We start from the raw sequence: 22,339 nt of genomic DNA, 5'->3' as shown, positions 1-22,339 counted from the left end.
GCGCTGTGCCAGCATCGTGGAAATAACGCCACTTTCCTCCTCGCCGTTTCCGGGTAGAATGCTCGTTCGCATGCGGCCATGAGGGCTGCACGGGCGACTCACGGGGCCGCCCTCCATCCCTACGTGTGGAAGATCCTGCCGATATGTTTGCGCCTTTGTTAAAGAAACTTTTTGGAAGCAAGAACGAGCGTGAAGTCAAGCGCATGCTCAAGACGGTACAGATCGTCAATGCCTTCGAAGAGCAAATGGTGGCCCTCTCGGACGAGCAGCTGCGCGCCAAGACCGACGAGTTCAAGGCCCGCCTGGCAAAAGGCGAGACCCTCGACAAGCTTCTGCCGGAAGCCTTCGCGGTATGCCGCGAAGCGGGCAAGCGAGTCATGGGCATGCGCCACTTCGACGTCCAGCTCATTGGTGGCATGACGCTGCATGAAGGCATGATCGCCGAAATGCGCACCGGTGAGGGCAAGACTTTGGTCGCAACCCTGGCCGTGTACCTCAATGCACTGTCCGGCAAGGGCGTGCACGTGGTCACCGTGAACGACTACCTGGCCCGCCGGGACGCCAACTGGATGCGCCCGCTGTACGAATTCCTCGGCCTGACCGTGGGCGTCGTCACGCCTTTCGCGCCGCCTGAGGAAAAACGTACCGCCTACGCCGCCGACATCACCTACGGCACCAACAACGAGTTCGGTTTCGACTACCTGCGCGACAACATGGCGTTCAGCCTGGAAGAGAAATTCCAGCGCGAACTGAATTTCGCCGTGATCGACGAAGTCGACTCCATCCTCATCGACGAAGCCCGTACCCCGCTGATCATCTCCGGCCAGGCCGAGGACAGCTCCAAGCTGTACACCGAGATCAACCGCCTGATCCCGCGCCTGGAGCAGCACATCGAGGAAGTCGAAGGCCAGGTCACCAAGGCCGGTCACTTCACCATCGACGAGAAGTCCCGCCAGGTGGAGATGAACGAAGCCGGTCACCAGTTCGTCGAGGAAATGCTCACCCAGGTCGGCCTGCTGGCCGAGGGCGAGAGCCTGTACTCGGCGCACAACCTGGGCCTGCTGACCCACGTGTACGCCGGCCTGCGCGCCCACAAGCTGTTCCACCGCAACGTGGAATACATTGTCCAGGACGGCCAGATCCTGCTGGTCGACGAGCACACCGGCCGTACCATGCCCGGCCGTCGCCTGTCCGAAGGCCTGCACCAGGCCATCGAGGCCAAGGAAAACCTGAACATCCAGGCCGAGAGCCAGACCCTGGCGTCGACCACGTTCCAGAACTACTTCCGCCTGTACAACAAGCTGTCCGGCATGACCGGTACCGCTGACACCGAGGCGTTCGAGTTCCACCAGATCTACAACCTGTCGGTCATGGTGATTCCGCCGAACAAGCCGCTGGCGCGCAAGGACTTCAACGACCTGGTGTACCTGACCGCGGACGAGAAGTACGCTGCCATCGTCACCGATATCAAGGAAAGCATGGCCCAGGGGCGCCCGGTGCTGGTCGGTACGGCCACCATCGAAACCTCCGAGCACATGTCCAACCTGCTCAACCAGGAAGGCATCGAGCACAAGGTGCTCAACGCCAAGTTCCACGAGAAGGAAGCCGAGATCATCGCCCAGGCCGGTCGCCCGGGTGCACTGACCATCGCCACCAACATGGCCGGTCGTGGTACCGACATCCTGCTGGGCGGCAACTGGGAAGTGGAAGTTGCCTCCCTGGAAAACCCGACCCCCGAGCAGATCGCCCAGATCAAGGCCGATTGGCAGAAGCGCCACCAGCAAGTGCTGGAATCGGGCGGCCTGCACGTGATCGCCTCCGAGCGTCACGAATCGCGCCGTATCGACAACCAGCTGCGTGGCCGTGCCGGCCGCCAGGGTGACACCGGTTCGAGCCGTTTCTACCTGTCGCTGGAAGACAGCCTGATGCGCATCTTCGCCTCCGACCGGGTGAAGAACTTCATGAAGGCCCTGGGCATGCAGTCCGGCGAGGCCATCGAGCACCGCATGGTCACCAACGCCATCGAGAAGGCCCAGCGCAAGGTAGAAGGCCGCAACTTCGACATCCGCAAGCAATTGCTGGAGTTCGACGACGTTGCCAACGAACAGCGTAAAGTCATCTACCACATGCGCAACAGCCTGCTGGCCGCGCAGAACATCGGCGACACCATCGCCGAATTCCGCCAGGAAGTCCTGGACAGCACCGTCAGCGCCCACATCCCGCCACAGTCGCTGCCCGAGCAGTGGGACGTGGCTGGCCTGGAAGCGACCCTGCTGAGCGACTTCGGCGTGAAGCTGCCGATCCAGCAGTGGCTGGACGAAGACGACCACCTGTACGAGGAAACCCTGCGCGAGAAGCTGCTGGCTGAACTGCTGGAGGCTTACAACGAGAAGGAAGAGCAGGCCAGCGCCGATGCCCTGCGTACCTTCGAGAAGCAGATCCTGCTGCGCGTGCTCGACGACCTGTGGAAAGATCACCTGCAGACCATGGATCACCTGCGTCACGGTATCCACCTGCGTGGCTACGCCCAGAAGAACCCGAAGCAGGAGTACAAGCGCGAGTCGTTCACCCTGTTCCAGGAACTGCTGGACTCGATCAAGCGCGACACCATCCGCGTGCTGTCGCACGTGCAGGTACGCCGCGAAGATCCGGCCGAGGAAGCAGCACGCCTGCGCCGCGAAGCCGAGGAACTGGCCGCGCGCATGCAGTTCGAGCACGCCGAGGCACCTGGCCTTGAAGCGCCGCAGCTGGTAGCCGAGGAGGGCGAAGACGTAGCCCTGGCCGCCGCCCCCGTGCGCAACGACCAGAAGCTGGGCCGCAACGAACTGTGCTGGTGTGGTTCGGGCAAGAAGTTCAAGCACTGTCACGGCCAGATCAACTGACGATCCGGCCCTGACCTGAAACATCCGCGCCGCGACCGGCTCCAGCCGTCGCGGCGTTTTTCCATCGTTAGCGCCGTGTGCTGGAACACGGCGTCCGTCTTTGCAGGAGTGTTCACATGGCTGTTGGTCTGGGTCCTTTGCCAACGTTGCACCCGGTCGCTGGTTTCGAGCTTGGCATCGCTTCGGCGGGCATCAAGCGCCCTGGGCGCAAGGACGTGGTGGTGATGCGCTGCGCCGAAGGTTCGAGCGTGGCTGGCGTCTTCACCCTGAATGCGTTCTGCGCCGCGCCGGTGATCATCGCCAAGCAGCGCGTGCAGGGCACCGTGCGTTACCTGCTGACCAACACCGGCAATGCCAACGCCGGCACCGGTGAGCCTGGCCTGGTGGCCGCCGAGCGCACCTGCGCCAGCCTGGCCAAGCTGGCTGGCGTCGACGCCAGCGCGGTGCTGCCGTTCTCCACCGGCGTGATCGGCGAGCCGCTGCCGGTCGAGAAGATCGAAGGCGCCCTGCAGGCTGCCCTGGACGACCTGTCCGTGGACAACTGGGCCGCTGCCGCCACCGGCATCATGACCACCGACACCCTGCCCAAGGGCGCCAGTCGCCAGTTCGTGATCGACGGCGTGACGGTCACTGTTACCGGCATTTCCAAGGGCGCGGGCATGATCCGTCCGAACATGGCCACCATGCTCGGCTACATCGCCACCGACGCCAAAGTGGCCCCGGCGGTGCTCAAGGACCTGATCCTGGACGGCGCCAACAAGTCGTTCAACCGCATCACCATCGACGGTGACACCTCCACCAACGACTGCTGCATGCTGATCGCCACCGGCCAGGCCAACCTGCCGGAAGTGACCGAGGCCCGCGGCGCGCTGTTCGACGCGCTGAAGAAGGCGGTGTTCGAGGTGTGCATGGAAGTGGCCCAGGCCATCGTCCGTGACGGCGAAGGCGCCACCAAGTTCGTCACCGTGCAGGTCAACGGCGGTGGCAACCACCAGGAATGCCTGGACGTGGGCTACGCCGTGGCGCACTCGCCGCTGATCAAGACCGCGCTGTTCGCCTCCGATCCCAACTGGGGCCGCATTCTGGCGGCAGTCGGCCGTGCCGGTGTGCCAGAGCTGGACGTGAGCAAGATCGACGTGTACCTGGGCGAAGTGTGCATCGCCAGCCGTGGCGGTCGTTCGGCCACCTACACCGAAGAGCAGGGCTCGGCGGTGATGGCGCGCGAGGAAATCACCATTCGCATCGAGCTGGGCCGTGGTGACTGCAGCGAAACCATCTGGACCACCGACCTGTCCCACGAATACGTGAAGATCAACGCCGAATACCGCACGTAATGAGTGTCTGCGGGAGCTGGCCTGCCAGCTCCCGCAGTCCATCTGGAGGTACCGTGAAACGCATTCATGTAGCCGCCGCGGTCATCCGTGGCGCTGACAACCGTATCCTCATTGCCCGCCGCGCCGACACCCAGCACCAGGGCGGCCTGTGGGAGTTCCCGGGTGGCAAGGTGGAAGAAGGCGAAAGCGTGCGCGCCGCCCTGGGCCGCGAGCTGGCCGAGGAACTGGGCATCACCGTGACCGCGGCGCGCCCGTTGATCAAGGTGCAGCACGACTACCCGGACAAGCAGGTGCTGCTGGACGTGTGGGAAGTGTCGGCCTTCACCGGCCAGCCCCACGGCGCCGAAGGCCAACCCCTGGCCTGGGTCACCGCCCGCGAGTTGCCCAACTACGAATTCCCCGAAGCCAACCGGCCGATCGTCAAGGCGGCGGGGCTGGCCTGCGAATACCTGATTACCCCCGGCGAGCTGGAAGGCCCCGAGCTGCTGCGTGGCATCCAGAAGGCCATCGCCAACGGCGCGCGGCTGGTGCAGCTGCGCGCGCCCAATGGCTACGACCCCAAGTACCGCGACCTCGCCGTGGACGCGGTGGGCCTGTGTGCCGGCAAGGCGCAGCTGATGCTCAAGGGCCCGCTGGAATGGCTGGGGGACTTCCCCTCGGCCGGCTGGCACCTGACCGCCGAACAGCTGCGCAAATACGCCAGCAAGGGCCGCCCGTTCCCTCGTGAGCGGCTGTTGGCAGCCTCCTGCCACAACGCCGAGGAGCTGGCGCTGGCGCAGCAGATGGGCGTCGACTTCGTCACCCTGTCGCCGGTGCAGCCGACCCAGACCCATCCCGGTGCCCAACCGCTGGGCTGGGAGCAGGCGGCCGAGCTGATCGCCGGCTTCAACTACCCGGTGTTCCTGCTGGGTGGCGTAGGCCCCGCCGACAAGCAGCGCGCCTGGGACCTGGGCGCGCAAGGTGTAGCCGGGATCCGCGCCTTCTGGCCAGAGGCGTGATTTCAAACGCCGCTATCGCGTAGCCGCTGCCGTCAGGCTGCGCTGGCCCTCGGGTTCGCTGGAGATTTCCAGTGAGGCATGGGGCCAGCGCAGCCTGGCGGCAGCGGCTACGGGGGGTGGTGTTCAGGGTTTTGCGGCGGGTTGCCAGAGGATCTCGGGTACACCCTGGCGTCGGGCGATGATGCGCGCCCCCACGAACAGCAGGTCAGACAGCCGGTTGATGTAGGCCAACCCCACGCCCCCCAGCGGTTCCACCGCATTCAAATGCTGGCAGCGGCGCTCGGCGCTACGCGCCAGGCTGCGGCACACGTGCGCCTGGGCGATCAGCGTGGAGCCACCCGGCAGGATGAAGTTCTCCAGCGGGCCCAGTTCTTCGTTCCAGGCATCGATCACCTGTTCCAGCCGCTCCACTTCGGCAGCGTTCAGCGCCTGGTACGCCGGCATCGCCAGCTCGCCACCCAGGTCGAACAAACGGTGCTGGCACGGCGCCAAGGCGTCCAGCACCTCGCTCAGGCGCGAATCCTCGGCGCAGCCGGCCAGTAGCAGGCCCAGCTGGCTGTTCAGCGTGTCGACCTCGCCAATGGCCTCCACGCGGGGGTGGTCCTTGCCCACGCGGCGGCCGTCGCCCAGGCCGGTTTCGCCCTTGTCACCGGTGCGGGTGTAGATCTTCGACAGGCGAAAGCCCATGGTTCAAGTCTCCGAGGTCAACAGGGGAGTGGCGACGGTGCTGGCCGTCAGCGGCAGGCGTAGGGTGAAGCAGGTGCCCAGCCCCGGCGTCGATTGCACTTCCATCTGGCCCTTGTGGTTGTTGGTGATGATGAAATAGGAAACCGAGAGCCCCAGGCCGGTGCCCTGGCCGATTTCCTTGGTGGTGAAGAACGGCTCGAAGGTGCGCTTGCGCACCTGTTCGGGCATGCCGATGCCATTGTCTTCCACCTGGATCTCGGCCCACGGCGGGTTCAGCCGGGTGCGCAGGGTGATGCGCCCGGGCTCGCCGCCTTCGGGGCGCTGGTGGATGGCCTGGGCAGCGTTCTTCAGCAGGTTGAGCAGCACCTGCTCCAGTTCGTTGGCGGTGCCAGGCACCGGCCCCAGGTTGGGGTCGAATTGGCGGATGATGTTCTGGCCCTTGAAGTCGAAGCCGATGGCCAGGTCGAAGTCGTTGCCGGCGATTTCCACCGCCTGGTCGATCAGCGCCGGCAGGTCGCAGGGCGCCAGCTGGCGATTGCTGCGGCGGCTGAAGCTGAGCATGTGGGTGACGATCTTCGCCGCCCGTGCGCCGGCCTGCTGGATGCCGTCGAGCAGTTGCGGGATCTCGCGGTTGAGCAGGTAGCGGTTGACCGTCGCCAGGTCGATACCGGCCTCGGCGGCGGCCTCGACGTTGCGCGGCAGGTCGGCGGACAGGCGCCGGCGCACGTTCTGCACGTTGTGCAGAATGGCGCCCAGGGGGTTGTTGATCTCGTGGGCCATGCCGGCCGCCAGGCCGCCCACCGAGAGCATCTTCTCCGACTGCACCATCATCTCTTCCATGGACAGGCGCTGGCTGATGTCGTCGATACGAATCACCACGCCACGGCCGGCGCCGCCCATCAGCGGGTAGAAGGTCAGGGCGTAGTGGTGGGCCACGTCGTCCTTCACCCAGGTCACGCGCTCGATCTTGGCCACGGTGTGGCGTTCAACGGTGGTCTTGAGCTGCGGCAGGAACGGCTTCAGCGGTTCGAACGCAAGGAATATCGGCTGGTTCAGGGCCTCGTCCAGGGGCGTGCCGGAAAGCGCGCTGGCCTCCTGGTTCCACTGGGTCACGTAGAGCTGTTCGTCCAGGGCAATCAGCGCCGAGGGCATGGAGTCGATGATGCTGTTGAGGTAATTCTGGAAGCCCGTGAGTTTCTTCTCGATCTTGCTGCGCACCTGCACTTCCAGCTCGAGCTTGCGGTTGGTGTGGCGGGTTTCCTCGGCCAGGCCCTGGGCCTGGTCATAGGCGGCCTGGGAGTCGTCGCGGGCGCGCTTGAGCTGTTGTTCGCGGGCTTCGATGCGCGACAGCATGGTGTTGAACGCTTCGGCCAGGCTGCCGATTTCGTCATGGTTGCCGGGGGCGGCGCGCAGGGAGTAGTTCTCCTCGCGGGTCACCTGCCGTGACAGTTCTTCCAGGCGGTAGATGGGCTGGGTGATCAGGCGCTTGATCTGCCGGGCAATCACCAGCCACAGCAGCACGCTGAACACCAGGATGCCCAGGCTGGCGGTGAGGGTGCCGGTGTAGAAGGCCATGGGCAGTTCGCTGCTGGCGATCAGCAGCAGGTGCCCCGGCGGCTTGCCGCTGCGGGGCAGGTTGACCACCTGGGTGCTGCGGAATTCGGTCTGGCGCCACTTCTCGACGTTGCGGAAGTGCTCGGGCAGCCTCAGTTGCTGGCCGTGCTGGGTTTGCGCGAGCAGCTTGCCGTCGGTGTCGTAGACCGCCGCCGCCCGCAGCGGCGAGTAGCTGTTGAGCTCCTCCAGCAACGCCTGGGCGCTCTGCGGCGAGTCCAGCGACTCGATGGCCAGGGCCGGGTTGGTGACCAGCTTGCCGATGGTCTGCAGGGCCTGGGGCGCCATGCTTTCCTGGGAGATCCAGTAGGCGGCGCTGATGAAGGTCAGGTTGGCGACCAGCAGCACGGTGGTCAGCAGGACCAGCAGGGCGGCGAGCAGTTTCTGCCCCACCGGCAGGTTTTCGAGGCGCTGGCGCAATGGCATTGACGGTTCCGTCTTCCTGGAAAGGGCGTTCAACCTTGAGTGTATCAAAGCGTCGCCGGGCTCAGACGCTAGGCAGGCCCAGGGCCTGTAGGTGTTGGACCAGGCGCGCGTGCAGTTGTTGCAGGTGCGGCAGGGCCAGTTGGTGGCGGGCGGCGGCCGCGCAGGCGTAGCCCAGCAGGTAGCTGATCTCCGTACGGCGGCCCTGGGCGACGTCCTGATGCATGGAGGAGAAGTTGGCGGCGGTGGCCTGGATCACGCGCAGCACCTCGGCGTGCAGGTCGCTGGCAGCGTCGGGCTGGCCGCAGCGCTCCAGCAGTTCGGCCAGCTCGGCGCACAGGGTGGCCACCTGCGCCGGGTGCTGCTGCAGGCCGCCGTTGCGACAGTCGTGCAGCACGGTCAGCGGGTTGATGGCGCAGTTGAGGGCCAGCTTGCGCCACAGGCGGGTGAGGATGTCCGGGCTCCACTGGTGGGGGATGCCGGCGCCCGCCAGCTCGTCCAGCCACACCGGCGCGGTGGGCGCGGCGGGGTCGCCCAGCCAGGTGAAGCCATGGCCGGCGAACGTCACGTGCCAGTCCCGGGCGCGGAACGCGCCCTCGGTGCTGGAGGCGAAGATGCAGCGCGCCTGGGGCACCGCCGCTGCCACTGCATCCTGGCTGCCCAGGCCGTTCTGCAACAGGATGACCTCTGCCCCGGCCGCCAGCCGCGGTGCCAGCCGTGCCACCACGTGCTCGGCGTCATAGGCCTTGCAGGCCACCAGCAGGCGCTGGATGGGCGCCTGGCTGTCGAAGGTCTCGGCGGGCAGCGGGTACAGGTGGCTGACGTCCTGTTCCACCAGGGTCAGGCCGCCCGCCGCCTGGTAGCTGCGCAGGCGGGCGTCGTCGCGCAGTATCAGCGTCACTGGCAGGCCATGGCGGCTCAGGCGGCAAGCCCACAGGGTGCCCAGGCTGCCGGCGCCCAGTACGTGCCAGGGCGTGCTCATGCGCTGCGCACCGGCAGGCGCCTGGCGCTGACCAGGCCGCTGTCGTAGGACTCGCCCAGCAGCTCGCGGGCCGCCTCGAACAGCGCTTGCGGGCTGTCGGGCAGGCTGTCGCGGTCGGCGCCGATCAGGCTGATGCCGGCCACCACTTCCACGGGGCCGGCGGCGGTCATGAAGGCCTTGAGGTTGAGCCCGTCGTGCAGGCGCTTGAAGCTGCTGGGTGCGCATTCGCTGAGGTCGGGTGGCAGGGTCAGCAGCACGAAATGCTGGTCGTCCAGGCGCCCCAGCACGTCCAGCGGCCGCACCATCTGCTGCAGGCGCCGGCCCACGCCCTGCAATAGCTCGTCGAAGCCCTCGCTGCCGTGCTCGCGTTGCAGGTCACCGGCGTTCTGCAGGCCGATCAGCAGGTAGCACAGGGCGCCACCGCGGGCCTGCACCTGGCGCAGGCTGTCGGTGAGTTTCTGCCGCAGGTAGCGGGCGTTGCCCAGGCCGGTGAGCGAGTCCACCAGGTTGCGTTGCTCGAGGCTGGCGATGTTCTGCCGCAGCAGGCTGTTTTCCTGGCGCAGGCGCTGGATGATGTTGTAAAGCCGCTCGGCGGCATGTAGGCGCGCGGGTAACTGGTCGGCCAGGGCCTGGGGGTGGATCACGTCATCGACGCCGTGGTCGGCGGTTTCGTCCAGCAGCGGCGCGGGCGGCTGGTCGCTGACCAGCAGGATGTAGGTGTAGTGCTCGCCCATCTCGTCGAACTGCCGCACCCGCGCGGCCAGCGCCAGGCCCTGCGCGCCCTCGAGCAGCATCAGGCTTGCCGGCTGGCGCTCCTGGCGGCCCAGCGCCTCGGCGTGGGTACAGGCGGTGACGGCGTGGTAGCCGGCGGCATGCAGTTGCGCGGCGAGGGCCGCGGCCCGCGCGGGATCGTCATGGACCAGCACAATGCTCAGATTCGGGTTAGGCATACGTGACTCACGGGGTTGGGGAGACGATCTGCCACCGCATGGCTGCAACTTCGCGCATGAAGGGGCGTTGTGCACTGCTGGCAACCGTTATAATGACCCGGCATTTTAACCGTCAAGCCAGGCGTGCTCCATCTGTACCGAGCTGCGCCGTTTTTTTTGGAGAATTTTACATGCCCTCGTTCGACGTAGTGTCCGAGCTGGACAAGCACGAAGTCACCAACGCCGTGGAAAACGCGGTCAAGGAACTGGACCGCCGCTACGACCTGAAAGGCAAAGGCACGATCGAGTTCAAGGAACTGACCGTTACCCTGACCGCCGAGGCCGAATTCCAGCTGGAAGCCATGATCGAGATCCTCAAGCTGGCGCTGGTCAAGCGCAAGCTGGACGTGAAGTGCCTGGAAGTCAAGGACGCCTATGCCTCGGGCAAGGTGATGAAGCAGGAAGCCACCCTGCGCGAAGGCATCGACAAGGAGCTGGCGAAGAAAATCGTCGCTCACATCAAGGACGCCAAGCTCAAGGTCCAGGCCGCCATCCAGGGCGAGCAGGTGCGTGTCACCGGCAAGAAGCGCGACGACCTGCAGGAAGCCATCGCGGCCCTGCGCGCCAAGGAATTCGACATGCCGCTGCAGTTCAACAACTTCCGCGACTGATTGCCCGGGGGACGTCGCAGGGAACCTGAGCGGGGCTCGCGGCGTCCCACCCCCGTGGCGCGGGTGAAACGATTGCGCCGACCGGCAATAGGAGAGCCCTTATGGATGTAAACGCAGAAGTGGACCAACTCGTCCAGAAATCCCAGACCTGGATCCCGATGATCATGCAGTACAGCAGCCGCGTGCTGTTGGCGGTGGTCACCCTGGCCATCGGCTGGTGGCTGATCAACCAGCTGACCCTGCGGGTGGGCAAGCTGCTGGCCCTGCGCAACGCCGACCTGGCGCTGCAAGGCTTCATCAGCAGCCTGGCCAATATCGCCCTCAAGGTGATGCTGATCGTCAGCGTGGCATCGATGATCGGCATCGAGACCACTTCCTTCGTCGCCGCCATCGGTGCCGCCGGCCTGGCCGTGGGCCTGGCCTTGCAAGGCAGCCTGGCGAACTTCGCCGGTGGGGTGCTGATCCTGCTGTTCCGGCCGTTCCGCATTGGCGACTGGATCGAAGCCCAGGGCGTGCAGGGCACCGTGGACAACATCATGATCTTCCACACCGTGCTGCGCACCGGTGACAACAAGACCGTGATCCTGCCCAACGGCCCGCTGTCCAACGGCATCATCACCAACACCAACCGCCAGCCAACGCGCAAGATCACCTACGACATCGGCGTGGACTACGACGCGGACCTGCAGAAGGCCCGGGAAATCCTCCTGGACCTGGCCAAGGACCCGCGCGTGCTGGAATCGCCGGCACCTGAAGCGGTGATCTCGGCATTGGGCGACAGCTCGATCACCGTGTCGCTGCGCTGCTGGGTGAACACCTCGGACATGGGCGGGGTCACCAACATGATCAACGCCGAGATCCGCGACCGCCTGCGGGCGGCGAACATCGACATCCCGTTCCCGCAGCGCGTGGTGCGAGTGGTGTCGGAAGCCACCCAGTAAGAACAGAAAAGCCCCTTTCCAGGGGCTTTTTCATGCGTCCGGCCATGGCACGGTGGTGCCTGAGGACGCGGCCTGCGGGCCGCTGCTACGGTTTTTCCGTTGCCACTTCTTCTTCCACTGCCTCCATGCGGTTGCCGCGGCTTTCCTGGTGCCAGTGCAGGGCAATCAGGAACAGCGTGGGCACGCCCAGCACCGCGGTGATCAGGAAGAAGTTGTGGTAGCCGAACTTCTCCACCATCACCCCCGAATAGCCGCCGATCAGGCGCGGCAACAGCAGCATGATCGAGCTCAGCAGGGCGTACTGGGTGGCCGAGAACTTCAGGTTGGTCAGGCTCGACAGGTACGCCACGAACGCCGAGGTGGCCATGCCCGAACTGAAGTTGTCCAGGGAGATGGTCACGATCAGCATCTGCAGGTTCGGGCCCATGTCGGCCAGCATCAGGAACAGCAGGTTGGTGGCCGCCGAGGCGGCGCCGCCGATGAACAGGATCGGCAGGATGCCGAAACGCACGATCAGCAGGCCGCCGACGCCGGCGCCCAGCAGCGTCATCACCAGGCCGAAGATCTTGCTGACGCTGGCGATCTGGTCCTTGGTGAAGCCCTGGTCGATGTAGAACACGTTGGCCATCACGCCCATCACCGTGTCCGACATGCGGTAGGTGGCGATCAGCCCCAGCAGCAGCAACGCCTGCCAGCGGTAGCGGGTGACGAAGTCGCTCACCGGGGTCAGCACCGGCGCCAGGCCGCGGCGGCCCATGGCCGACAGGCACAGGGCGGTGAGGGTGATGTAGAGGATGGCGCGCAGGAAGGCACGGTCGGTCATCAGCAGGTTCACCAGGCTCTCGCCGTGGAAAATCACGCTGGCGAAGTCGGTGTTGTACAGCTGGGTGAACATGGCCGGCACGGAGATCAGCAGGACGATCAGCACGAACACCGACACCAGCTGGTGGCCGAACTTGTAGCGGCCGGCCGACAGCTGGGTGCGCAGCGGCACCGCGGGCTCGCGCATCACCAGCGTGGTGATCAGCGCCGGCACCATCAGCACGCCGAACAGCATGTAGGTACCGGCCCAGGCCTTGTGCAGGTAGGCGTAGCCAGTGGAGCCGAACGCCTCGGCGAAGAACAGCGCGCCGGCGGTGGCCAGCAGCGCGGCGATGCGGTAGCCGGCCATGTAGCTGGCAGCCAGGGCCGCCTGGGTGTTGTCGTCGGCGATTTCCAGGCGGTAGGCGTCCACGGCGATGTCTTGGGTGGCGGAGGCGAACGCCACCATGACCGCGATGGCTATCAGCCAGGACAGGTGTTTTTGCGGGTCGCAGAAGCTCATGCCGATCAGGCCGATGATCACCAGCGACTGGGCCAGCACCAGCCAGGAGCGGCGACGGCCCATCCGCGCCAGGAATGGCAGGCGCCATTGGTCCAGCAGGGGTGACCACACCCACTTGAAGGCATAAGCCAGGCCAATCAGGCTGGCATAGCCGATGGTCTCGCGGGCTACGCCGGCTTCACGCAGCCAGACGGAGAGGGTGGAGAACACCAGCATGTACGGCAGGCCGGCGGCGAAACCGAGCAGCAACAGGACAAGCGTCGAAGGGCTGGCATAAGCGGCGAGCGCGGCGCGCCAGGTTTTACGGGGCATGGGCTGGAATCTGCCTCAGTTTACGAAAACAAAGCGCGCACTCTAACCGTTAGGGTCCATGGGACGCCAGCCATGGCGACGGATATCCACCCGATTATTCATGAAAGTTACACCCTCGGCACGCAGCCGCGCCCGTTGCTCCTCGCCTCCCACGGTACCGGCGGCGAGACTTATCCGACCACCGGCACCTATCACCCGGTGCCAGGGTAGCTGGCTGCCTTCAGGCAGTTGGCTCAAGGTCCGCCCCACCCACCGCGCAGCCCGCCCCAGCCCGGCCATTTCGGCCAATTGGCCGTAGGTCACGACCTTGCCTTCGGGCACCTGGGACAACACCACATACAGGGCCGTGCGACGTTCCGCTGCCGGGTCAGGAGGGTTTTTGTCACCAGGTGGTTGCAAACGATTGCTGAACTCATTGGCCATTTGTCGGTCATTCCTTGCGCGGGAGTTGTCCATCCGGATGATGCCCGGCTTTCCTCAAAAACCCTCAAAACTCGAGCCCGAATCTGCTTATGCTGTCCAGAACCCTTATGTGCCTCGCCATTGCCAGCGCCTCAACCACTGCCCTTGCCGACACGGTCTGGATGAAGAACGGCGACCGCCTGACCGGCAAGATCACCGTGTTCGACGGTGGCAAATTGATGCTCGACACCCCGTATGGTGGCTCCGTCGCCCTGGATTGGAAACAGGTCAAGACCCTGGAAAGCGACCAGGAGCTGCTGGTCAAGCAGGACGCCTACACCGGCCAGAAGGCCAAGGCCCTGAAGCCTTCCGACGACGGCAAGGTGACCTTGCAGAACGGCGAGGCGCCCAAGACCGTCGAGCTGGCCAGCATCCAGCAGATCATCAAGCCCAAGCCGGTGGTCGAAGACCTGGTGTGGAAGGGTAACATCGACGCGGCCCTGGACTTCAAGCGCGCCGACAGCAACACCGACGACTACAACCTGGCCTTCAAGACCAGCGCCCGCAGCGGCCGCTGGCGCCACACGGCGGACGCCGAGTACAACCGCGAGGCCACCGACGGCGTGATCGGCACCAACAACTGGAACGCCGAGTACGCGCTGGACCGCTTCATCACCGACAAGTGGTACTGGCAGGGCCGCGTCAACGTCAAGCGTGACTTCGTCGAGGACCTGTCCAAGCAACGCACCGTGGGTACCGGCCCGGGCTACCAGTTCTGGGATGACGAACTGGGCGCGTTCTCGCTGGGTTCGCTGCTCAACCACAGCACTTACGAATACTCCGACGGCGCCAAATCCGACTTCTACTCGGTGGGCGTGAAGTGGGCCTACAACCGCTTCCTGATCGGCAAGACCGTGGAGTTCTTCACCAACGGCGAAGTGGGCAAGCCGCTCAGTGGCGTGGCCGACTACAGCCTGGATTCGGAAGTGGGGCTGCGCTACAAGGTCACGCAGTGGGCGTCGCTGAACCTCAAGTACGAGAAGGACCTGGTGACCGGTTCCAGCAACGCCGACCTCAACACCAGCCGCTACACCGCAGGCTTCGGCGTGGCCTGGTAAGCGGCGCCGTCCTCATCGCGACCAAGGTCGGCTCCTACCACGATTTGCGTAGGAGCCGACTGATCTGGTCAACCAATCCCGGACATTTGTTTAGGAGCTACGCCGCCAGCCTTTCATGCTCCACCGGCGTGCGGTACTCGTTATGGCTGTGAAGCCGGACCTGGTTGTAATGATGGATCACGTATCGAAGCACATCCGGCCTGGCCTTCGCCTCGTCCTGGTAGCCTTTCTTGGGTATCCATTCTGACTTCAGGCTGCTGAAAAAACGCTCCATCGGTGCATTATCCCAGCAGTTTCCACGCCGGCTCATGCTTTGCCTCATCCCGAATCCTTCAAGCTTGTCGCGAAACAGCTCACTGCTGTACTGACAGCCTTGATCCGAATGAAACATGACCTTGTCGGGCATTCCGCGGGCCTGATAAGCCAGCTCCAATGCCTTGCACGCCAATGCCGAATCGGGGCTTTTGGAGATGGCCCAACCCACGATCCGCCGGGCATACAGATCGAGGACAGCCGCCAGATAGAGCCAATGCGTCCCCGCCCAGATATAGGTGATATCACCACACCAAACCCGATTGGGCGCCGACACTTCGAACTGGCGCTCCAATAGATTGGGTGCAAATTTTGCCTCCACCGTGGCCAGGCGATAAGGGTTTGGCCGACGTTGAATGCTCCGCAAATCAGCCTCGGCCATTAAACGTCCGGCCAAAAAACGCCCCACCTGCTCGCCTTGGGCCTTGAGCGCCGCAGACAATACTCGTGCGCCCATGGAGCCTCGACTTTCGGCGTGCAGCCCTGTGGCCAACGTTTTCAGCCGTTCCCGGTCTGGATCGGGGCAATTGCGGCGCTTGAGATGCTCGTAATAACCGCTGCGGCTTATCCCAAAAACACGACACAAATCAGTCACCGAGAAACGCTCACTTAACGCATCGATCAAAGCCTTCGATCGAGGGAATCGTTCATCAAGAGAGCGGTAGCCTTTTTTAAGATTTCCTTCTCCAGCTCGAGCTTGCGGATTTTTACCTGCAGCGCCTGGATTTGCTGTTGTTCAGGCGTCATGGCAGAGGCCGTTTCAGGGGTGATGCCAAAACGCTCTTGGCGGAGTTGTTCCACCCACCGACGCAGTGCGGTCGGGCCCACGCCCATGGCTTTGCAGGCTTCTGGAGTGGTGTAGCCACTATCAAGAACAAGGGCTGCTGCCTCTTGCCTGAACTCTGTCGAAAAATTACGTCGGGACATCGAACACCTCTTGGTTGAGCGGTAGATTACCGCTCCTTTGGGCGTGTCCGGGATAATTAGGCCACATCAGACCTTGGTCGCGATGAGGACGACGCGGTACAGGTGACAACCCGTCTGCCAGTGTTTACCTTTGGGCTTTCCTTTATTACACCAAGGAGCCCAAGGTGAGCGCCAAAGCCCTGCGTCAGGCCCGTGAACTGCTGCTCAAGGAATACCGCGGCGTGCTGTCGACCCTGTCCAAGTCCATGCCCGGCTTCCCGTTCGGGTCGGTGGTGCCGTACTGCCTGGACGCGGCCGGCAACCCGCTGATCCTCATCAGCCGCATCGCCCAGCACACCCACAACCTGCTGCAGGACCCCAAGTGCTCGCTGTTGGTGGGCGAGCGCGGCGCCGAGGATGTGCAGGCCGTCGGCCGGCTGACGGTGATGGCCCAGGCGCGCAAGCTGGAGGACGAAGCTGCCATCGAGGCCGCGGCCCAGCGTTACTACCGCTACTTCCCGGATTCGGCCAACTACCACCGCGCCCATGATTTCGATTTCTGGGTGCTGGAGCCGGTGCGCCACCGCTACATCGGCGGTTTCGGCGCCATTCACTGGCTGGACCAGGTCACCCTGGCCAACCCTTTCGTCGGCCAGGCCGAGACCGGCATGGTTGAGCACATGAACGCCGACCACGCCAAGGCCATCGCCCACTACGTGGAGCTGGCCGGGTTGCCGGCGGACGTGCCGGCGCAACTGGCCGGCGTGGATAGCGAGGGCATGCACCTGCGCATCGGCCAGGCGTTGTACTGGCTGGCGTTTGAAAAGCCTTGTAACACTCCTTTGGAGGTCCGCCAGGCCTTGGTTTCACTGGCCCACGCCGAGGTCTGGCCGACGACTGGGCAGGTCGAGGCTTGAATTCACGAAACATCGACGTCATCTAAGGTTTACTGGAAGTCGTTCTTCCGCAGAGGAAACCTTGATGCGTGTCTTTTTACTGTTGTTCCTGCTCTTCCCGGTGCTGGAGCTTTTCGTCTTCTTCAAGGTCAGCGTGGCGATCGGGTTCTTCCCGGCGCTGGCGCTGATCATTGCCGGCTCCGCCATTGGCGTGCTGGTGGTGCGCGTGGCCGGGTTGGCCACCGCCCTCAATGCCCGTGCCAGCCTGCAACGCGGCGAACTGCCGGCCGAGCAGGTGTTCCAGGGGCTGATGCTGGCCATCGGCGGCGGCCTGCTGCTGTTGCCAGGTTTCATCAGCGACGTGCTGGGCCTGCTGTGCCTGCTGCCGTTCACCCGCAAGCTGATTGCCGGCAAGCTGCAGGCCAAGGCTCGCGAGCAGGCGTCGCGCCAGCGTTCGTTTGCCGAGGAGATGCATGGCCGGACCTATGAAGGCCATGCGCGGCCGGCGGCTAATCACGCGGTGGGGCGTGAGCCCAATGTGATTGAAGGTGAGTTCGAGAAGCGCGATTAAGCTGCACCACTGAAACAAAAACGGCCCTTCGGGGCCGTTTTTGTTGGCTGTTGATCTGCATTTGATCTGGCTTTTGATCTGGCTGTTGATGTGCTTTTGATCTGGCTTTTGATCTTGATTGTATGCCCCGTAAAGCGCCCGGGCCGACTGGAGGCGTCGATCAACGGGCTGCCCGAAGGGCCGAGGCCGCAGGCCGAAAAGATGATTGTGCATCACCCATCGAAAATGGATATGTTCACGATGATCGGATCCTGCTTCTGACAGTTTTGGACATATCCATTTTCGCGGTGCGATCACCGACCGTTTCGCCCTTACGGCGACTCCCTTTTTGGCAGTCGCCCCAAAAAGGAAGCAAAAAGGGCTCGCCCCTGCTTGGGCCCTCCGCTGCGCTACGGGTCCCCTCCCTCCGGCGTCGCTCAAGCGGACGACGGCCCGGAATAGAAGCGCCTCCGGTTCCGTCTTCCCCGGCTACGCCGAGGACCGCTTGATCGACGCCTCCAGTCGGCCCTGGCGCTTTACGGGGCCAAGATCAAGAGCCAGATCAACAGCAACATCAAAAGCCAAAGCCAAAGCCAAAGCCAAAGCCAAAGCCAAAGCCAAAGCCAAAGCCAAAGCCAGAGCCAGAGCCAGAGCTAAAGCTGGAGGCGGTTGGTGCTTGGGAGGGGGGTGTGCTGTAAAAATTTTTATCCCCCACCCTTGTAATCGTAACCGGCGACCTCATGTATGGGTCACCGCAAGGTTTCTGGCTTTGCCAGACATTATTCCGCGTCTCGCGCAGCGAGCCGCGACCGGCCCCGCCGGATGAACCACAACGCCGGTACAGACACCGGCCGCTGAAAACCATAATTAGGAGAGATCGACAATGAAGCTTCGTCCTCTGCATGACCGCGTCGTTATCCGTCGCAGCGAAGAAGAAAAGAAAACCGCTGGCGGTATCGTTCTGCCAGGTTCGGCTGCCGAGAAAGCCAACAATGGTGAAGTCATCGCGGTCGGTACCGGCCGAGTGCTGGACAACGGTGAAGTGCGTGCACTGTCCGTGAAAGTGGGCGACAAGGTCGTGTTTGGCCCTTACTCCGGCAGCAACACCGTGAAAGTAGACGGCGAAGACCTGCTGGTAATGAGCGAGAACGAAATCCTCGCCGTTATCGAAGGCTGATAACCCCGCTGCTCTCCCTTTACTACCCAGTATTCAAGGAAATCGATCATGGCTGCTAAAGAAGTTAAATTCGGCGACTCCGCCCGCAAGAAAATGCTGACCGGCGTAAACGTCCTGGCTGACGCGGTAAAAGCGACCCTGGGCCCGAAAGGCCGTAACGTGATCATCGAGAAGAGCTTCGGCGCTCCGACCATCACCAAGGACGGCGTTTCCGTAGCCAAGGAAATCGAGCTGAAAGATCGCTTCGAAAACATGGGCGCGCAGCTGGTCAAAGACGTTGCCTCCCGTGCCAACGACGACGCCGGTGACGGCACCACCACCGCTACCGTACTGGCTCAGTCGATCGTCAACGAAGGCCTGAAAGCCGTCGCTGCCGGCATGAACCCGATGGACCTGAAGCGCGGTATCGACAAGGCGACCATCGCCATCGTCAAAGAGCTGAAAGGCCTGTCCAAGCCATGCGCTGATTCGAAAGCCATCGCCCAGGTCGGCACCATCTCGGCCAACTCCGACTCCTCGATCGGCGACATCATTGCCGAAGCCATGGAAAAAGTCGGTAAAGAAGGCGTGATCACCGTTGAAGAAGGCTCGGGCCTGGAAAACGAACTGTCGGTCGTAGAAGGCATGCAGTTCGACCGCGGCTACCTGTCCCCTTACTTCGTCAACAAGCCAGACACCATGGTCGCTGAGCTGGACGGCCCGCTGATCCTGCTGGTTGACAAGAAGATCTCCAACATCCGCGAAATGCTGCCAGTGCTGGAAGCCGTTGCCAAAGCCGGCCGCCCACTGCTGATCGTGGCTGAAGACGTTGAAGGCGAAGCCCTGGCGACTCTGGTTGTGAACAACATGCGTGGCATCGTCAAGGTTGCAGCCGTCAAGGCTCCAGGCTTCGGCGACCGTCGCAAGGCCATGCTGCAGGACATCGCCGTACTGACCGGCGGTACCGTTATCTCCGAAGAGATCGGCCTGAGCCTGGAAAGCACTACCCTGGAGCACCTGGGTAACGCCAAGCGCGTCGTGCTGTCGAAAGAAAACACCACCATCATCGACGGTGCTGGCGTTGAGGCTGACATCCAGGCTCGCGTTACCCAGATCCGTCAGCAAGTGGCCGACACTTCGTCCGACTACGACCGTGAAAAACTGCAAGAGCGCCTGGCCAAGCTGTCCGGCGGCGTTGCAGTGATCAAGGTTGGCGCTGGCTCCGAAGTTGAAATGAAAGAGAAGAAAGCCCGTGTTGAAGACGCCCTGCACGCTACCCGTGCAGCCGTTGAAGAAGGCGTGGTACCTGGCGGTGGCGTGGCCCTGGTCCGCTCGCTGCAAGCCATCGCTGGCCTGAAAGGCGACAACGCCGATCAGGACGTCGGTATCGCTCTGCTGCGTCGTGCTGTTGAAGCACCGCTGCGCCAGATCGTTGCCAACTCCGGTGACGAGCCAAGCGTGGTTGTCGACAAGGTCAAGCAAGGCGAAGGTAACTTCGGCTACAACGCTGCCACTGGCGAATACGGCGACATGATCCAGATGGGTATCCTGGACCCAGCCAAAGTGACCCGTTCGGCACTGCAGGCTGCTTCCTCGATCGCCAGCCTGATGATCACCACCGAAGCCATGATCGCCGAGATCAAGGAAGACGCTCCTGCAGCTGGCGGCATGCCAGACATGGGCGGCATGGGTGGCATGGGCGGCATGATGTAAGCCAGCCTTACCCGCTTTAAAAAGAACCCCGCCTTGCGCGGGGTTTTTTTATGCCCGCGGGCGCCACCACTGGCCCTCGGGGGCCTAACGCCGTAAGCTGCCTGCGCCCAAGGGCAAACACACTGGATGGAGAACCTGCCCATGCGAATTCTATTGGTTGAAGACAACCGCGACATCCTGGCCAATCTCGCGGATTACCTGGGCCTGAAGGGCTACACCGTCGACTGTGCCCAGGACGGGCTGTCGGGGTTGCACCTGGCGGCCACCGAGCACTACGACCTGATCGTGCTCGACATCATGTTGCCCGGCATCGACGGCTACACCCTGTGCAAGCGCCTGCGCGAAGACGCGCGCCGGGAAACCCCGGTGATCATGCTCACCGCCCGCGACCAGCTGGACGACCGCCTGCAGGGCTTCCGCTCCGGTGCCGACGACTACCTGGTCAAGCCGTTCGCGCTGTCGGAGCTGGCCGCGCGCATCGAAGCGGTGCTGCGCCGCGCCCAGGGCGGCGGTCGTCGCAGCCTGCAGGTCGGCGACCTGAGCTACGACCTGGATACCCTCGAGGTGTCGCGCCAGGGCCGTACCCTGAAGCTCAACCCGGTCGGCTTGAAGCTGCTGGCGGTGCTGATGCAGAAGAGCCCCCACGTGCTGCGCCGCGAAGTGCTGGAAGAAGCGCTGTGGGGCGACGACTGCCCGGACAGCGACAGCCTGCGCAGCCACGTGCACCAGTTGCGCCAGGTGATCGACAAGCCGTTCGACAAACCGCTGCTGCAAACGGTACATGGCGTGGGTTACCGCCTGGCCGAGGGCAAAGATGGAGTTTAAGCAAAGCCTCGCGCAACGGATCATCATCGCCTTTGCGTTGATGAGCGCGTTGGTGGCCGGCGCCTTCGCCGTGGGCATCGTGGCCACGGTGCACCTGGTCGAGGAAAAGCTGATTTCGGCGGGGCTGGGCGGCGACCTGCAACGCCTGCTGCTGATGGACAACGTCAGCGACTGGAACCATCGGCCCGAGCCCGACCAGCTGTTCTACTACAGCAGCGGCCGCGGTGACTATGCCTTGCCCAAGGACCTGCGCCACCTGAGCGCCGGTTTCCATGAAGTGTTCCGTGGCGACCTGTCGTACCACGCCATGGTTGAAATCGTCGATGGCCGCCGGTACGTGCTACTGCAGGACCAGAGCGATTTCGAAGAGCGCGAGCGCGTGCTGTTCGCCGTGGTGGTGGTGGGCTTCGTGCTCAGCCTGGCCCTGGCGGTGTTCCTCGGATGGGTGCTGGCGCGGCGGGTGATGGCCCCCGTGGTGCGCCTGGCCCGGCAAGTGCGCCACCGTGACCAACTGCTGGGCCTGGCCCCGCCGCTGGCCCCGGACTACGCGGCAGACGAGGTGGGTGAGCTGGCCGTGGCCTTCGACGCTACCCTGGGCCGCTTGCGCGATGCCTTGAGCCGCGAGCGCCTGTTCACCAGCGACGTCAGCCACGAACTGCGCACGCCGTTGATGGTACTGGCCACGTCCTGCGAACTGCTGCTGGAAAACCCTGCGCTGGATGGCCGCGCCCGTGCCCAGGTAGAGCGCATCGCCCGCGCCTGCGAGGAAATGCGCGAGCTGGTGCAGACCTTCCTGATGCTCGCCCGGGCCCAGCGCAACGACTCGGAGATGAGCGCGCAGCTGACGCTCGACCAAGTGGCCGACAACCTGCTGGGCCTGTGGCGCGGCCCCATCGAGCACAAGGGCCTGACCCTGGAAGTAGCGCGTACCGAGCTGCCCGACACCCGCTACAACGCCACCTTCATGCTCGCGGTAATGGGCAACCTGCTGCGCAACGCGCTGCACTACACCGACGCAGGCTTCATCCGCCTGACCCTTGAACCGGGCGGCTTCAAGGTCGAAGACAGCGGCATCGGCATTCCCGAGGAGAAGCGCCTGGCGGTGTTCCAGCCGTTCGTGCGCGCCACCGAGAAGCGCGGCGAAGGCCTGGGCCTGGGCCTGTCGTTGGTACAACGAATCTGCGATGACCAGGGCTGGGAAGTCGACCTTACCCCCCGCGAGCCCCACGGCTGCTGCTTCCAGGTCAGCCTGAACCGGCCGGATTAACTGCCGGGTAGCACTAAAGGCCCTGTGCCAGTATTGTTCCTGTGTAAAACCCCGGCTCGCTTACTGAGGTTTTCTACACATTTTTCACGACCGCCTGACT

The 22,339-nt window shown here is 63.9% G+C and carries 19 protein-coding genes; 12 read left to right on the top strand and 7 right to left on the bottom strand.

Annotated features, from left to right (window positions below):
- Positions 1-143: 143 nt before the first annotated feature.
- The 3 genes from secA to RAM80_RS12305 all read left to right on the top strand — a co-directional run bounded on the left by secA (position 144) and on the right by RAM80_RS12305 (position 5,214).
- Positions 144-2,882, top strand: a complete 2,739-nt coding sequence (gene secA, locus RAM80_RS12315; RefSeq protein WP_416426818.1) for a preprotein translocase subunit SecA — start codon at positions 144-146, stop codon at positions 2,880-2,882.
- Positions 2,883-2,998: 116 nt separating this feature from the next.
- Positions 2,999-4,216, top strand: coding sequence for a bifunctional glutamate N-acetyltransferase/amino-acid acetyltransferase ArgJ (argJ, locus tag RAM80_RS12310; RefSeq protein WP_416426816.1), 1,218 nt, complete (start codon positions 2,999-3,001; stop codon positions 4,214-4,216).
- A 53-nt stretch (positions 4,217-4,269) separates the two neighbouring features.
- Positions 4,270-5,214: a Nudix family hydrolase gene (locus RAM80_RS12305; RefSeq protein ID WP_416426815.1), complete on the top strand. Its 945-nt coding sequence runs from the start codon at positions 4,270-4,272 to the stop codon at positions 5,212-5,214.
- A gap of 123 nt (positions 5,215-5,337) precedes the next feature.
- Here the strand turns inward: RAM80_RS12305 and RAM80_RS12300 are convergent, their stop codons facing one another.
- The 4 genes from RAM80_RS12300 to RAM80_RS12285 form a co-directional block, all read right to left on the bottom strand.
- Entirely contained in the window at positions 5,338-5,901 is a 564-nt protein-coding gene (locus RAM80_RS12300; protein ID WP_416426814.1) for a cob(I)yrinic acid a,c-diamide adenosyltransferase, read from the bottom strand.
- Positions 5,902-5,904: 3 nt separating this feature from the next.
- On the bottom strand, positions 5,905-7,938 hold the full coding sequence (locus RAM80_RS12295; RefSeq protein WP_416426812.1) for a sensor histidine kinase: 2,034 nt from the start codon (positions 7,936-7,938) through the stop codon (positions 5,905-5,907).
- A gap of 61 nt (positions 7,939-7,999) precedes the next feature.
- On the bottom strand, positions 8,000-8,917 hold the full coding sequence (locus RAM80_RS12290; RefSeq protein WP_416426811.1) for a putative 2-dehydropantoate 2-reductase: 918 nt from the start codon (positions 8,915-8,917) through the stop codon (positions 8,000-8,002).
- Positions 8,914-9,867: a GGDEF domain-containing protein gene (locus tag RAM80_RS12285; protein WP_416426809.1), complete on the bottom strand. Its 954-nt coding sequence runs from the start codon at positions 9,865-9,867 to the stop codon at positions 8,914-8,916. The genes RAM80_RS12290 and RAM80_RS12285 overlap by 4 nt, the downstream gene beginning before the upstream one ends.
- Positions 9,868-10,037: 170 nt before the next feature.
- Between RAM80_RS12285 and RAM80_RS12280 the strand changes: the two genes are divergently transcribed.
- Positions 10,038-10,517, top strand: a complete 480-nt coding sequence (locus RAM80_RS12280; protein ID WP_027976882.1) for a YajQ family cyclic di-GMP-binding protein — start codon at positions 10,038-10,040, stop codon at positions 10,515-10,517.
- A gap of 101 nt (positions 10,518-10,618) precedes the next feature.
- A complete protein-coding gene (locus RAM80_RS12275; RefSeq protein WP_416426807.1) occupies positions 10,619-11,458 on the top strand; it encodes a mechanosensitive ion channel family protein in 840 nt (279 codons plus the stop codon).
- Positions 11,459-11,543: 85 nt separating this feature from the next.
- Here the strand turns inward: RAM80_RS12275 and RAM80_RS12270 are convergent, their stop codons facing one another.
- Entirely contained in the window at positions 11,544-13,094 is a 1,551-nt protein-coding gene (locus RAM80_RS12270; RefSeq protein ID WP_416426805.1) for an AmpG family muropeptide MFS transporter, read from the bottom strand.
- A 42-nt stretch (positions 13,095-13,136) separates the two neighbouring features.
- Positions 13,137-13,517 carry an MGMT family protein gene (locus RAM80_RS12265; RefSeq protein WP_416426804.1) on the bottom strand — a complete coding sequence of 127 codons (381 nt, stop codon included), beginning with the start codon at positions 13,515-13,517 and terminating at the stop codon, positions 13,137-13,139.
- 89 nt (positions 13,518-13,606) lie between these two features.
- Here RAM80_RS12265 and RAM80_RS12260 point away from each other — a divergent pair, with 89 nt between their 5' ends.
- The gene (locus tag RAM80_RS12260) at positions 13,607-14,614 is read left to right on the top strand and encodes a DUF481 domain-containing protein (RefSeq protein ID WP_416426802.1); all 1,008 of its coding nucleotides are present in this window, start codon (positions 13,607-13,609) and stop codon (positions 14,612-14,614) included.
- A gap of 97 nt (positions 14,615-14,711) precedes the next feature.
- On the opposite strand, the gene RAM80_RS12255 is transcribed toward RAM80_RS12260, so the two are convergent.
- Positions 14,712-15,853, bottom strand: a protein-coding gene (locus tag RAM80_RS12255) for an IS3 family transposase (RefSeq protein WP_416422999.1) whose coding sequence is annotated in 2 segments (ribosomal slippage) — positions 14,712-15,604 and positions 15,604-15,853 — 1,143 coding nt in all. Because the reading frame shifts where the segments join, the coding sequence is not laid out codon by codon here.
- 164 nt (positions 15,854-16,017) lie between these two features.
- On the opposite strand from RAM80_RS12255, the gene RAM80_RS12250 reads away from it, so the two are divergent.
- The 6 genes from RAM80_RS12250 (at position 16,018) to RAM80_RS12225 (ending at position 22,239) form a co-directional block, all read left to right on the top strand.
- Positions 16,018-16,749, top strand: coding sequence for a HugZ family protein (locus RAM80_RS12250; protein ID WP_416426801.1), 732 nt, complete (start codon positions 16,018-16,020; stop codon positions 16,747-16,749).
- A gap of 64 nt (positions 16,750-16,813) precedes the next feature.
- Positions 16,814-17,299: an FxsA family protein gene (locus tag RAM80_RS12245; protein WP_416426800.1), complete on the top strand. Its 486-nt coding sequence runs from the start codon at positions 16,814-16,816 to the stop codon at positions 17,297-17,299.
- A gap of 862 nt (positions 17,300-18,161) precedes the next feature.
- Positions 18,162-18,455, top strand: a complete 294-nt coding sequence (locus tag RAM80_RS12240; protein ID WP_027976889.1) for a co-chaperone GroES — start codon at positions 18,162-18,164, stop codon at positions 18,453-18,455.
- 48 nt (positions 18,456-18,503) lie between these two features.
- Positions 18,504-20,147: a chaperonin GroEL gene (gene groL, locus RAM80_RS12235; protein ID WP_158155614.1), complete on the top strand. Its 1,644-nt coding sequence runs from the start codon at positions 18,504-18,506 to the stop codon at positions 20,145-20,147.
- A 141-nt stretch (positions 20,148-20,288) separates the two neighbouring features.
- The gene (gene colR, locus RAM80_RS12230) at positions 20,289-20,972 is read left to right on the top strand and encodes a two-component system response regulator ColR (protein WP_416426798.1); all 684 of its coding nucleotides are present in this window, start codon (positions 20,289-20,291) and stop codon (positions 20,970-20,972) included.
- Positions 20,962-22,239: a sensor histidine kinase gene (locus RAM80_RS12225; RefSeq protein ID WP_416426796.1), complete on the top strand. Its 1,278-nt coding sequence runs from the start codon at positions 20,962-20,964 to the stop codon at positions 22,237-22,239. The genes colR and RAM80_RS12225 overlap by 11 nt, the downstream gene beginning before the upstream one ends.
- The last annotated feature ends 100 nt before the right edge of the window (positions 22,240-22,339 follow it).

This window comes from Pseudomonas sp. App30 (assembly GCF_047947025.1).
GTDB lineage: Bacteria > Pseudomonadota > Gammaproteobacteria > Pseudomonadales > Pseudomonadaceae > Aquipseudomonas.
Note: the sequence above shows the minus strand (reverse complement) of the source record. Positions and strands in the feature narration are given on the sequence as shown.

Coding starts and splice junctions, on each gene's coding strand:
- secA (WP_416426818.1), top strand. CDS start 144: ATGTTTGCGCCTTTGTTAAAGAAACTTTTTGGAAGCAAGAACGAGCGT.
- argJ (WP_416426816.1), top strand. CDS start 2,999: ATGGCTGTTGGTCTGGGTCCTTTGCCAACGTTGCACCCGGTCGCTGGT.
- RAM80_RS12300 (WP_416426814.1), bottom strand. CDS start 5,901: ATGGGCTTTCGCCTGTCGAAGATCTACACCCGCACCGGTGACAAGGGC.
- RAM80_RS12295 (WP_416426812.1), bottom strand. CDS start 7,938: ATGCCATTGCGCCAGCGCCTCGAAAACCTGCCGGTGGGGCAGAAACTG.
- RAM80_RS12290 (WP_416426811.1), bottom strand. CDS start 8,917: ATGAGCACGCCCTGGCACGTACTGGGCGCCGGCAGCCTGGGCACCCTG.
- RAM80_RS12285 (WP_416426809.1), bottom strand. CDS start 9,867: ATGCCTAACCCGAATCTGAGCATTGTGCTGGTCCATGACGATCCCGCG.
- RAM80_RS12280 (WP_027976882.1), top strand. CDS start 10,038: ATGCCCTCGTTCGACGTAGTGTCCGAGCTGGACAAGCACGAAGTCACC.
- RAM80_RS12275 (WP_416426807.1), top strand. CDS start 10,619: ATGGATGTAAACGCAGAAGTGGACCAACTCGTCCAGAAATCCCAGACC.
- RAM80_RS12270 (WP_416426805.1), bottom strand. CDS start 13,094: ATGCCCCGTAAAACCTGGCGCGCCGCGCTCGCCGCTTATGCCAGCCCT.
- RAM80_RS12265 (WP_416426804.1), bottom strand. CDS start 13,517: ATGGCCAATGAGTTCAGCAATCGTTTGCAACCACCTGGTGACAAAAAC.
- RAM80_RS12260 (WP_416426802.1), top strand. CDS start 13,607: ATGCTGTCCAGAACCCTTATGTGCCTCGCCATTGCCAGCGCCTCAACC.
- RAM80_RS12245 (WP_416426800.1), top strand. CDS start 16,814: ATGCGTGTCTTTTTACTGTTGTTCCTGCTCTTCCCGGTGCTGGAGCTT.
- RAM80_RS12240 (WP_027976889.1), top strand. CDS start 18,162: ATGAAGCTTCGTCCTCTGCATGACCGCGTCGTTATCCGTCGCAGCGAA.
- groL (WP_158155614.1), top strand. CDS start 18,504: ATGGCTGCTAAAGAAGTTAAATTCGGCGACTCCGCCCGCAAGAAAATG.
- colR (WP_416426798.1), top strand. CDS start 20,289: ATGCGAATTCTATTGGTTGAAGACAACCGCGACATCCTGGCCAATCTC.
- RAM80_RS12225 (WP_416426796.1), top strand. CDS start 20,962: ATGGAGTTTAAGCAAAGCCTCGCGCAACGGATCATCATCGCCTTTGCG.